Genomic DNA, 11692 nt, shown 5'->3' with positions numbered 1-11692 from the left:
AAGCTGTGCCCACGGCGTTCCACGCCCAGCCAGCCGGAGGGCCCAAATCGCCGGGTCGCGCTGACGTATTCCGAGATCCACGAGGCGGCAGCGCGGAGCGCAACGCCGTATCGGCCCAAATCGCCGGGTCGCGCCAAGACGCCTTGCCCACCCTCAAAAAAACACGCCAACCCCTTCAGGGCTGACGTGCTGGGTGAAACGTTGGTTACTTCTTACTCTCGGCGCCATCAAAAATATCGATGGCTTCGCCGGCATCCTTGCTCTTGCTATCTTGGGCGGGTTTCTTATCGTCCTTCGCTGGTGTGTCTTTCTTGGTGTCAGTCGGTTTGGCAGCAGACGTCGTGGTCTTCGTGTCTTTACTGTCCTTGGCTGCCGCAGTATCCTTGGCATCTTTGCCGGCGGCGTCCTTGTCGTCCTCCGGCTTAGCCTCGGAATCAGCAGCGCCGTCGATGCCGTAGGCGTGGCGGACCTTGGTGCGGATCTCGGCTTCCATGTCCGGGTGGTCGCCGATGTACTGTTTGGCATTCTCCCGGCCCTGGCCGATCCGGTCAGAGTTGTAGGAATACCAGGAACCGCTCTTATCGATGATGTCCTTGTCCACAGCCATGTCCAGCAGCTCGCCGGTGCGGGAAATCCCCTTCCCGTACATGATGTCGACTTCGGCGACCTTGAACGGCGGCGCGACCTTGTTCTTGACGACTTTGATCTTGGTCCGGTTCCCGATGATATCGGTACCGTCCTTGATCTGCTCAGACCGGCGCACTTCCAGGCGAATGGTCGCATAGAACTTCAGCGCGCGGCCGCCCGGGGTCGTTTCGGGACTGCCGAACATGACACCGACTTTTTCCCGAATCTGGTTAATGAACAGGGCAATCGTCTTGGTCTTGTTGATGGAGCCAGAAAGCTTCCGCAACGCCTGGGACATCAAGCGGGCTTGCAGGCCGACGTGGGCGTCGCCCATTTCGCCTTCGATTTCTGCCCGGGGGACCAGCGCGGCCACGGAGTCAACGACGACCAAGTCGACGGCCCCGCTGGTGACCAGCGCATCGGCGATCTCAAGCCCCTGCTCACCGGTATCCGGCTGGGACAGCAGCAGGTCGTCGATGTTCACGCCCAAATTCTTGGCGTACTCGGGATCCAGCGCGTTTTCGGCGTCGATATACGCTGCCGTGCCGCCTTCCCGTTGAACTTCCGCCACCGCGTGCAGAGCGACCGTCGTTTTACCAGATGATTCAGGGCCGTAGATTTCTACGATCCGGCCGCGGGGATAACCGCCGACTCCCAGCGCTGTGTCCAGCGCCAGTGAGCCGGTCGAAATCGTCCGAATCTGGGTGTCGACCTTGTCGCCCATGCGCATGATGGCACCCTTCCCGAAGTCTTTTTCAATTTTCTTCAGGGCGTCACCGAGGGCCTTTTTACGTTCTTCTTTATCGGTTTTTTCAGTTACTTCTTTAATCGTGTTTTTGGAAGCCAAGGGCGTTCCTCCTCAATATCGTTTATTCGATTGCGTTCAACTCGACTCTTCTTACCTATTTTATCGGAACGGCGGGCAAAATACAACAAAAAAGCGAACGAACGTTCAAATTAGCGGCCAATCACGTCCTGGAGCATCTTGAAGCCCCAGGCCACGGCCCGAGCCCGCACCTCGTTGCGGCTGCCCAACAGATGGAACTCCCGAACAGTGGTCCCAGTGGGACTGGCCAGACCAATGAACACGGTGCCGGCTGGCTGCCCTTCCAGCGTATCCGGGCCGGCTACGCCGGTGAACCCCAGGGCATAGTCAGTACCCACGTGCTGGCGAGCACCTTCGGCCATTGCTTGGGCCGTCTGGGTGCTGACCACACCGTATTGCTGAATCAGCGCGGCCGGTACACCGATCATCGCGGTTTTTTGTTCTGGGGCGTAGGTGACGTAGCCGCCGGGGAACACGGCCGAGATGCCCGGCACCGTCCCCAAGGCCGCCTGGAATGCCCCTGCCGTCAGACTTTCCGCCGCCGTTATAGTGGTGTGCCGCTGGATCAGGGCTTGTCCGACGACCTGGGCAATGGACCCGTGCTCCCCGGTCCCGTAGAAGGCATCCCCCAGTAAGTCTTTGATTTTCTCCGCCACCGGCGCAATCAGGGCCTCCGCTGCAGCTTGATCGGCAGCCTGGGCCGTGATCCGGACGGCGATGTCCGGGAACTGATAGTAGATTGCGATGGTCGGGTTGGTCTGGGCGTTGATCACCGGCGCCAGCTTGGCTGCAATGACGGACTCGGTCAGTCCGTAGAAGCGCAGCATCGTGGAGGCGATGGCTTGGTGGGTGGCCTGCGCCAGCCGAGGAATCAGCTGTTCACTGATCATCGGCTCGCACTCCTGCGGCGGTCCGGGCAGTGTCACGTAGACCGTGCCGTTGACTGTGTTCCAGCTGCCGACCGCTAAGCCGGTCCGATTGGCCAAGGGGATGGCCCCCTGGGGCAGCTGTGCCTGAATCAAGTTGTTCGGGGTCAACGCATGCTGCAAGCGCGCAGCGGTCGCAGTCAGCTTTTCCTGCGCAACCGGGTCAGTGACTAACGGCACGTGCAGAAAGGCGGCCACAGTCTCTTTGGTCACGTCATCGGCTGTGGGACCCAAACCGCCCATGAGGACCACCAGGTCGCTGCGCCTGCTCGCCTGGTCCAACAACGCCGTGATGCGTGCCGGATTATCCCCCACGGTTTCCTGATAGTAAATGTCGATGCCCAGCTGGGCCAGCTGCCGGGCTAAATATGGACTGTTGGTGTCCGTAATTTCGCCCAGGAGCATTTCTGTCCCCACTGCAATAATTTCTGCCTTCATGTTGTTCTCCTTCCCGCTCACACTAAATTACGCAATTCCGCGCCAAAATGTTCAATCGGCGGATAAAAAAATCAGGCTGGCCGCCCCCAGGGGTCGTCCAGCCCGTCTTACTGCTATTCTTGACTCGAATCCTTGAACGCCTCGCGGCCGTTGATGAAGTATTCTATCCCGGAGTATAGCGTGAAGAACAAGCAGATATACAGGAGGATCTCGCCGAAAGGAATGTGCCAGTTGCTGAAGCCGATGTTGTTCAGCAGCAGAAAGATAATGGCGAACATCTGGGTGTTCGTCTTGATCTTGCCCGGCCAGGCGGCGGCCATAACGGTGCCGTTCTGTTCCACGATCAGCAAGCGCAAGCCAGTCACGGCCAATTCGCGGCAGACGATGATGGCCACGACCCAGGCGGGCGCCTTGCCTAATTCAACCAGAAAGATGAAGGCGGTCATCACCAACATCTTGTCCGCCAGCGGGTCGGCGAACTTGCCAAAGTTCGTGACCAAGTGCCGGCCGCGGGCAATGCGTCCATCCAGCAGATCGGTCAATGAGGCCACAATAAAGACGATCGCTGCGATTAAGTACGTGGTAGAAATGCCGGTCCCTAAGAGGGTCACACTGCCCATATTCCAAGGCACCGCCAGCAAGATAATGAAGACCGGGATCAAGATGATCCGAAAAACGGTCAACTTATTTGGTAAGTTCAATGATTTCTCTCCCCTTCATACCTGATTACTGCTGGGTCGTATCGCTGCTGCTGGAACTGCTGGCCGAGGCATCGGTTTGCGTCCCCGCAGTGTTCTGGTCAGTGCCCGCGGTACTGGCAGCATCGCCGATGGTTAGATTAGCGGTGCGCACAATACTGGTCACGCCGCTTTGGTTCATGTCAATCGTCGTATCGTTCAACTTGGCTGTGGTATAGGTAGCGTTGCCGGTGCGGATCTGAATTGTCTGGGTGCCGCTGGGAATATCGACACTGTGGTCGCTGCCCGCTGTCAGGGTTCCCTGCCAGCTCTGAGTGCCGCCGAAGGAGACGGACAGCCACACAGCCTGGCTGGTCGCCGCCACCGTGATCTTGTTGCCGCTTGTGGGCAGGTTAGCCACAGTGTAGTTCATCTGGGCACCGCTGACCCCGGCCGCCGTGATCTTCAGTTCCTTCTTCTTGCTTTCTTTCTTACTGGATGACTTGGCGCTGCTGCTGGACTTGCTGCTGGCGCTGCTCTTCTTGCTGGACTTGGCTACTTGGCTGGTACTGGATTCTTGGGTGGTCGGGATCGACCGCTGGTTGTTCCGCCCTTGCCAAGCAAAGTAGGACAGTAAGGCGATAATGATCACCACCACCGCCACGACAATGATCTGGGGCAGATAGTTCTTCGCCCGTGCGGCGACGTTGCCGGCACCGACGAGCGGCCGGGTATCCCGGCGCTTATCAGCGGGTTCTTCCGCCTCTTCATCCGCGGCGGCCGTAGCGGCCGGGTTCGGCAGTGCATCAGCGTACTGATCCAACAGTTTCTGACCGTCGAGACCCACTGTCTCGGCGTACTGTTTAATAAAGGCGCGCACATAAAAGTCCCCGGGGAGCGCATCAAAATTGCCTTCCTCGATGGCGATCAAGTACCGTTTTTGTATTTTTGTAATCTGCTGCAGGTCGTCAATGGTATATCCCTTTTCGATCCGGGCTTCCCGCAGCTTTTTACCCACTTCATCCATTTATATTTTCACCTACTAGGTTTTATTCCTACACAGTATATCATAGGCAGCGGGTCCCACCAATGAAAGAAAGTCTTAAGCCCCGTTGCCGCGGGGTGAAAATGGCAGCCGACGCCGGTCTGATTTCAGAAAGCGATTTCCATTGGCCTATATCCGCCAACCGCCGCTGACGTAGATCGTCTGGCCGGTCAAATACTGGGCTTGCGGGGCCAACAGGACTTGCAGCCAGTAAGCGATATCCTGGGGCTGAGCCAGCCGGCCGGCAGGGATTTCGGCAGCCAGGGCCGTTTTGGCTCCGCCCGCCAGCATGGCAGCGTTCATCGGAGTATCCACGGCCCCTGGCGCCAGCACGTTCACGGTGATGCCCAGCGACGCCACTTCCCGAGCATAAGCCTGGGCAAAGGCGGAGAGGGCGCCCTTCGTGGTGCTGTACATCACTTCCATGGGGCTGCCTTGACCGCCATAAACAGACCCTAAGTAAACCACCCGGCCATGGCCGGACTGGGCCAGCTTTTCTTGCAGAGCTTGGGTAATCAGTAACGGCATCCGCACATTGACCTGCCATTGGGCGTCAAGAACGGCCGCCGGGGCTTCCGCGAAAAGCTCGTAATCGGTGATGCCTTGACTGAACACCAGGGCGTCCACCCCGTAAAGCTGCGGGGTCAATGCGGCCACGGCATCGCGGGCGGTAAAGTCCAACTGCAAGGGCAAGAATTCCTGCTGGGGATAGTCCGCTGCCAAGTCTGTCAGCAGCGCTCCGATCCGGTCCATGTGGTGCCACCCTTGCAGGTAGAGAGACCAGCCCGCAGCGGCCAGTGTCCGGGCGGCGGACTGCCCGATGGCCCCCGTCGCCCCAAATAAGAGCGCCCGTTTCATCATGCGTCCGCCTCCTGCGCGCTGGGTGAAACCAGGATGCCCGTGATGCGGGCGGGGTCGAATAAATCATCTGCCAGGTCGAGGACATCGCTGCGGCGTAATGCCGCAATAATGGCGGCGATTTGCGGGATGCTGTACCCCAGCCGGCGATCCTCTGCCCGGGTATCCGCCGCGTCCACCGCTTGGGCACCGAGCCAGCCGAAGTGATCGAACCCGCTGATGTTGCGGCCAATCAGTTCCCGCTGCAAGTGGGTGAATGCCGCCGGCGTGATCACAGCCCGGGCATGGGCCGGTGTCAAAATCTGCCGCAGGGTCTTCAGCAGGGTCGCCGGGGCGCTTGTCTTACCGCCCACCGTCAGCGTGCCGAAGCGGCTATGCAGTTCAGCGTCCACTAGGAATGAATCATCGATCAAGCCGCTTTGGTATAAGCGGAGAAAGTCCGGCGCCGACTCCAGCAGCATACCGCTGAGGAGCAGGTCCAGCTGCAGAGATACGCGCAGCCGCCGCGTTGGGTCAGGCAGTGCCGGCAGCCGGACGCCGACCCAGGCTTCCGGCAGGCTGCCGGTCGTCCGCAGCAGCGGCGTGGTGGTGAGCACTGGCGCGGTTACCGCGGGACTCGCGGGTACCGTCCCCGGCGCAGCCGCTGCCGCGGGCATGGTCAACTGACTGAGCAGCGCTGGAAAGTTAAAGTCCCCCACCACGGTCAGCTGCATGTTGTTGGGTCGGTAAAACGTTCGGTAGGCCCCCAGCAGCATGGCGGGGGTGATGCCGGCGATGCTTTGCCGAGACCCGGCCACGTCTTCAGCGATGACACTGTCGGGAAAAAGATGGTCCCAGAGTGTTTGCTGCACCGCGTAGTCGGGATCGTCCCGATACATTTGTATTTCCTGGGAAATAATGCCCTGCTCCTTGGCGACCGTTGCCGCCGTGAAGTACGGCGTCAAAACAAAATTGACCAGGTCTTGGACGTTTTCCTGCAAGTAGCCGGTGCCGCTGCAGTAATAGTTGGTAATCGTCCGGGTAGTGTACGCATTGACGTCGGCGCCCCGAGCGGCAAAGGCGTCGGCGGCATCGTGGTCCCCTTTGTCGAACATCTTATGTTCGAGAAAATGGGCAACCCCGGCGGGCAGCGCTGCTCCGCCCTGCTCTGGCGCTAAGCGGCGGGCGCTGGCACTGCCGAAGAAGACCGTCAGCTGGGCATAATGACGGATAAAACCCGGTTTCTCAATCCCCACCACGGTCAGACCATTGCTTAACACCGCTTGGTGGATCCGTTCGGGTAATGGCGGAAATTCATTGGCCATCGCGGGCATCCCCTTCCTGCAAATAATCCACGACCAGGCGATACTGCCCGGCACACGCTTGAATCGCTGCCGGGGTAACGGCACTGACGGCCGTGCGGAACGCCGCCGGGGTCATGTCGGCGCCCGGCAGCCGGTGGGCCAGCACGAAGCGGCCGTTCACCGCGGCCTGGGCATCGTCCTCGCCCAACCGGTTCGTGATCAGTTCCTGTTGAATACTGTGCAGCCGCTCCGGGGAGAAATCTCCGGCGGCCAGCTGGGCCAAGGTCTCTTTGACGATCGCGCGGACCTGATCGGCAGTACCGGGATCGATCCCCGCTTGCAGCATCGTCGCCCCCGTCTGGGCGTCGAAATCCGTACCGGCGTAATACGCCAGCCCCGCCTGCTCCCGGACGGCCGCAAACAGCAGTGAATTCGCCGAACCGCCGAACAGGGCATCAGTCACCAGGTAGTCAAAATAGCTTGGCCCGTAATAGGTCACGGGCAGCTGGTAGATGGCGATGTACTGGCTCTGCTGGAATGCGGCCGGCGTCTGCCAGCGGCGCGGTGCCGGCACGGTTCCCTGCCACTGCAAGGGCGTAGTGACTGCTGATCGAGCGGGCACTGCCCACTGGGCGACCAAATCGGCCACTTGGTCTGGGCTCACCGCCCCGGTCACGACAATCTCAATCTCGTCGTGAGCGGCCATGGTCCGCCAGTACGCCGCCAAGCCTTGGGGCGTAGCCGCCGCCACAGTGGCCGGGGTACCCGCCAAGACAGCGGCCTGCTCCGGTGCATCTTGGAAGTATTGGGCCTGAGCCGTCAAGACGGCTTTGTTTTCTGCACTATCCGTCATGCTCTGCAGCTCATGGGCCAGATTATCCCGTTCCGGCGTGAAGAAAGCTGCGGCATACCCCTGGTCATCCAGCAACGGCTGCCAGCAGATCGTCTGCAGCAGGGCCAGCGCGCGACCCAAAATAGATTCGCCAGCCGGGAGCACACTGTCGCTCAGAAATTGCAGCTGACAAGTGGCGATACTGAGCGCACCTTCCCGGTCGATACCGGTCCGCAGCGAGGCCCCGTACAGGTCTTGCAGCGCCACCGTCAATGCCCGCGGCGTCGGGTAGTGGGCGTTGGCCACGGGCCACAAATTAGCGATCAGCTGCCGATTAGTTAGGGTCGCCACCTGGAGCGGCGCAATGAAATTAACCGTTGCCGTCACCGTTTTGAACTTCTGGCTGGGCACCACCGTCAGGCGCACCCCACTGCGTAACATCTTCGAAAAAACCATTGATCGTCTGCTTTCTAATCGGCCGCTTGGCCAGTCTTGTTCAATACCTTCCGGGGTTTAGAACCATCCGGCCCACTGACCACCCCGTGGGCTTCCAGCTCGTCCATCAGCCGGGCGGCCCGGTTATAGCCGATGCGGAACCGCCGCTGGAGCATGGAGACACTGGCGGTATCTTGGTCCTTGAGCATCGTGACCGCATCCGCGAAGTATTCGTCTTCACTATTCTTACTGTCGTCACCGCCCAGACCGTCGAGATCGTCGGCGGTCGGTTCCATCGATTCATCGTAATTCGCCGGTTGTTCCGCCGCCACATAGGCAACGACTTTCTCCACATCATCGGAAGAAATGTACGCCCCCTGGACCCGCACCGGCTTGCTGGCACCCATGGGCAGAAAGAGCATGTCGCCCCGGCCCAGCAGTTTCTCCGCGCCGCTCTGATCAAGGATCGTCCGGGAATCAATGCCGCTGGAAACGGCAAAGGCAATGCGGGAGGGAATATTGGCCTTAATCAGGCCCGTGATGACGTCTACGGACGGCCGCTGCGTGGCGATGATCATGTGGATTCCCGCTGCCCGGGCCATCTGGGCCAGCCGGACGATCGCGTTCTCCACCTCGTTGCCGGCCACCATCATCAAATCAGATAATTCGTCCACGATGACCACGATGTACGGCAGCACCGGCATGGGCGTCTTCTTGCCCTCCGGCGTCTGGTTGAATTCCGCAGCCTTAGCATTATATTCCTTCATGTTGCGCAAGCTGGCGTGGGCGAACAGCTCGTAGCGCCGCTCCATCTCGGCGACGACCTTATTCAACGCCCCGGCCGCCTTCTTGGCCTCCGTCACGACGGGAATGAGTAAGTGAGGCACACCGTTATAAACGCTCAGCTCGACCATCTTCGGGTCAATGAGCAGCAGCTTCACCTGGTCGGGCCGAGTACGCAGCAGCAGGCTGGTGATCATCGTATTGATCATCACGGACTTCCCGCTGCCGGTGGACCCGGCGATGAGCAGGTGGGGCATATCGGCCAAGTTGGCGCTGATCACCTTGCCGGCCACGTCTTTGCCCAGCGGGACCCGCAGCAGATGCTTCGGGTCGGTGGGCAGGTGTTCGACCACGTCCCGGAAGGACACGGTGGAGACTTGCTGATTCGGCACCTCAATGCCGATGAACGGCTTCCCAGGAATGGGGGCCTCCATCCGAATATCCTTCGCCGCTAAAGCCAGGGCTAAATCGTCCGTCAGATTAACGATCCGGGAGACCTTCACGCCAGCAGCGGGCTGGACTTCGTACTTCGTAATTGCGGGGCCCAGGCTGGCCTTCTTCACCGCCGCCTGGACGCCAAAACTGGCCAGCGTCTGTTCCAGCTTGGTGCGGTTCTTGTTGATCGTCCCCACCTCGGCACTCTGATCCGTGGGCGGGATCGCCGTCAGCAAACTCGTCGGCGGCAGCTGATAGTCTGCGACCACCTTCGTGTCGGTCAAACCCGGCAGCGTATCGTCAGCCGCTTCCTCTGGCGCTGGTTGGGCTGGTTCAGGCTTAGCCGCCGGTGCCGGCGCGGGCGCTGCCGGCGGCGTATCGATCACGAAGTCGTCAGTGGCTGGCGCAGCAGGTTGTGCCGGCGTCTCAGGGGCCGGTGACGCTGGCGGGTCGGCCGGTGCCGGTGCCTGCTCAGTCGGTGTGGGTTCTTCCGTTGTCTTCTGGTGCGTGCTGGGGTCGTTGAGAAAATGCGCTGCAATCCGCTGCCAGATTGACACGGTATGGTGCCGCGCCGCGCGGCTGACGGCGGCGCCGCCGGCTTCCACCGCCTTGGCCGCCCGAGCTACCTGGGCAAAAGGAATGCTGAAGTAGAGCATCGCGCCGCCAATCATCATCAACACGGCGAGGACGTAGGTCCCGATCTGGGAAACAAGGAAGTACGTGACAGAATACAGACCGGTCCCAATGAGGCCGCCGCCAACACTCTCCGTGATGGCCGCGCGGGCGAATTCCTGTTTCAACAGCAGCCAGAGATAAGTGAGGAAACGGCTGTGCATATCGGCCTGACCGAAAAACAGTGCGGCCACAAAAAGCAGACTGCCGGCGTAAGTCAACGCCAGTCCGCCCAGCTTCGCCCAAGCCAGGCGGGGCAATTCGCCGTTGGCCATCAGACTGAACCCGCAAAAGCCCAGCAGCAAGGCGGCGATCACATACGTATCGCCCACCAGCAGCCGCAGGACATTGGCCATCAGGACCCCGATGAACCCCAGCCGAAAAATGGCCAGCACGGCCAAGAGCAGAAAGATAAACCCGATGATGTTGAGCGGCGGCAGTGTCACCGTCGATTTCCGAGATGACGAACGCCGGGATGACGCACGTTTTTTAGGGACACGGGCACTGCTGCGCTTGGCCATGATAAACTCCTTTCACCGATTGTCTGACAAGAAATGACTGCACTCCATTATATAGGAAAAAAGCAGGCAAACCAACCGGTCCCGCCTGCTTTCTGACCCTATCGACGATGCTTATTGATCGTCGTCTGCACTGTCCCCCGGTTCGCCCGAGGCTTGGAAATTCAAAGAGACGCCTTCGTTCAACGCTACCGAAGTCACTTGGTAGGTCAATGTCTCAATGTATTCCACCAACGGCCGGGACAGCTTCTCCAGCTCTTCCGGCGGCAGGTCGCTGGCTTCACCAAAGTATTTCAGGACTTGGACGACCCGGCTGATGGAGCCCGAGATTTTGAAGCCTTTGTTCGCCACAGTCACGTCAAAAGGCACCATGATTTCAAAATAGGTGCCGTCTTTTTCGGTCCCCTTCAACCGGTCATCGCTCGGCTGGACTGCCCGCATGGCCACCTGCACATCTTGGCTGGGCTGGTCGTCTTTTTGCAATAAATCGTAGTGGTACGAATTCACGACGATTGGGAATTTTTTGGTTTCCATTTTCATCCTCCAAAGTTTCAAAAATCACTATCTTCAGTATGGCAACTTTCCCGTGCCGACGCAACCTACTTCCACTTATCGTGGGGGTAAACGTGATGTTCCTCCAAGCCGGCAAAGCCCTGCTGGCGAACGGCCTCATAAATCACGATGGCCGCCGTATTGGCCAAGTTCAAGGCCCGGACCTTATCGGTCATGGGAATCCGCAAGCAGTGGTCGCGGTACTGATGCATGAAGTCCTCCGGCAAGCCGGTGGTCTCCTTGCCGAACATGAAGTAATGGTCACTGGCGGTATCGCTGAAGTCCTGATCGGTATAGATCAGGTCAGAAAACTTGGTAATAAGATAGAGGTGCTCGGTACTGGGCAGCGTCGCCATAAAGGCGTTCAGATCGTCATGTTCCACAATGTTGACGTTATCCCAATAGTCCAGCCCGGCCCGCTTCATGTTGCGGTCACTGAGTTCGAAGCCAAGGGGGTAGATAAGATCCAGGGTGGCCCCGGTAGCGGCACACGTGCGGGCAATATTCCCGGTGTTGGCCGGCATGAGGGGTTCGTACAATACGATATGGTTGGTCAAGAAAGGTCCTTCTTCCGTTACGAGATAACTTCCATGGTACCGCGGCGGGAGAGAAATTGCATGAGGAACCAGAGGGCTGAGCCGAGCGGTTAGGCCACTTAGCCTGGGTGGCCTGCTCGGCGTAGCCCGTTTATGGAAATCTGACTCTGGCCCGGGTGACTCCGGGCTCCGCAGATTGGGGGCTGGAACGCTGTGGGCCGACTTTGGGCACGTGACAAAACTTTGCCT

General features: G+C 59.6%; 10 protein-coding genes. All 10 read right to left on the bottom strand.

What is annotated here, in order from left to right:
- Window positions 1-205 precede the first annotated feature (205 nt).
- Window positions 206-1474 carry a recombinase RecA gene (recA, locus tag L248_RS02875; protein ID WP_022528560.1) on the bottom strand — a complete coding sequence of 423 codons (1269 nt, stop codon included), beginning with the start codon at window positions 1472-1474 and terminating at the stop codon, window positions 206-208.
- Window positions 1475-1584: 110 nt separating this feature from the next.
- Window positions 1585-2817, bottom strand: a complete 1233-nt coding sequence (locus L248_RS02870) for a competence/damage-inducible protein A (RefSeq protein ID WP_040534532.1) — start codon at window positions 2815-2817, stop codon at window positions 1585-1587.
- A 113-nt stretch (window positions 2818-2930) separates the two neighbouring features.
- Complete coding sequence (gene pgsA / locus L248_RS02865) at window positions 2931-3518, bottom strand: CDP-diacylglycerol--glycerol-3-phosphate 3-phosphatidyltransferase (RefSeq protein WP_040534530.1); 588 nt, start codon at window positions 3516-3518, stop codon at window positions 2931-2933.
- A gap of 25 nt (window positions 3519-3543) precedes the next feature.
- Window positions 3544-4521 carry a helix-turn-helix domain-containing protein gene (locus tag L248_RS02860; protein ID WP_022528557.1) on the bottom strand — a complete coding sequence of 326 codons (978 nt, stop codon included), beginning with the start codon at window positions 4519-4521 and terminating at the stop codon, window positions 3544-3546.
- A gap of 147 nt (window positions 4522-4668) precedes the next feature.
- Window positions 4669-5397: an elongation factor P 5-aminopentanone reductase gene (gene ymfI, locus L248_RS02855; RefSeq protein WP_040534637.1), complete on the bottom strand. Its 729-nt coding sequence runs from the start codon at window positions 5395-5397 to the stop codon at window positions 4669-4671.
- Window positions 5397-6701 carry an EF-P 5-aminopentanol modification-associated protein YfmH gene (yfmH, locus tag L248_RS02850; protein ID WP_022528555.1) on the bottom strand — a complete coding sequence of 435 codons (1305 nt, stop codon included), beginning with the start codon at window positions 6699-6701 and terminating at the stop codon, window positions 5397-5399. Before yfmH ends, ymfI begins: the two co-directional genes overlap by 1 nt.
- Window positions 6691-7968: an EF-P 5-aminopentanol modification-associated protein YfmF gene (gene yfmF, locus L248_RS02845; protein WP_022528554.1), complete on the bottom strand. Its 1278-nt coding sequence runs from the start codon at window positions 7966-7968 to the stop codon at window positions 6691-6693. The genes yfmH and yfmF overlap by 11 nt, the downstream gene beginning before the upstream one ends.
- A 14-nt stretch (window positions 7969-7982) precedes the next feature.
- On the bottom strand, window positions 7983-10358 hold the full coding sequence (locus L248_RS02840; RefSeq protein WP_040534529.1) for a DNA translocase FtsK: 2376 nt from the start codon (window positions 10356-10358) through the stop codon (window positions 7983-7985).
- Between the two features lie 111 nt (window positions 10359-10469).
- Window positions 10470-10889, bottom strand: a complete 420-nt coding sequence (locus L248_RS02835) for a DUF1149 family protein (protein WP_040534527.1) — start codon at window positions 10887-10889, stop codon at window positions 10470-10472.
- Window positions 10890-10954: 65 nt separating this feature from the next.
- Window positions 10955-11464, bottom strand: coding sequence for a tRNA (uridine(34)/cytosine(34)/5-carboxymethylaminomethyluridine(34)-2'-O)-methyltransferase TrmL (trmL, locus tag L248_RS02830; protein ID WP_022528550.1), 510 nt, complete (start codon window positions 11462-11464; stop codon window positions 10955-10957).
- Between the last annotated feature and the right edge of the window lie 228 nt (window positions 11465-11692).

The organism is Schleiferilactobacillus shenzhenensis LY-73, assembly GCF_000469325.1.
Classification (GTDB): domain Bacteria; phylum Bacillota; class Bacilli; order Lactobacillales; family Lactobacillaceae; genus Schleiferilactobacillus; species Schleiferilactobacillus shenzhenensis.
This window is presented reverse-complemented; position numbering and strand designations above follow the sequence as displayed.

Bases quoted from the DNA above. Each gene is read 5' to 3' on its own strand.
- L248_RS02870 (WP_040534532.1), bottom strand. From the start codon at position 2,817: ATGAAGGCAGAAATTATTGCAGTGGGGACAGAAATGCTCCTGGGCGAA.
- L248_RS02860 (WP_022528557.1), bottom strand. From the start codon at position 4,521: ATGGATGAAGTGGGTAAAAAGCTGCGGGAAGCCCGGATCGAAAAGGGA.
- ymfI (WP_040534637.1), bottom strand. From the start codon at position 5,397: ATGAAACGGGCGCTCTTATTTGGGGCGACGGGGGCCATCGGGCAGTCC.
- yfmH (WP_022528555.1), bottom strand. From the start codon at position 6,701: ATGGCCAATGAATTTCCGCCATTACCCGAACGGATCCACCAAGCGGTG.
- yfmF (WP_022528554.1), bottom strand. From the start codon at position 7,968: ATGGTTTTTTCGAAGATGTTACGCAGTGGGGTGCGCCTGACGGTGGTG.
- L248_RS02840 (WP_040534529.1), bottom strand. From the start codon at position 10,358: ATGGCCAAGCGCAGCAGTGCCCGTGTCCCTAAAAAACGTGCGTCATCC.
- L248_RS02835 (WP_040534527.1), bottom strand. From the start codon at position 10,889: ATGGAAACCAAAAAATTCCCAATCGTCGTGAATTCGTACCACTACGAT.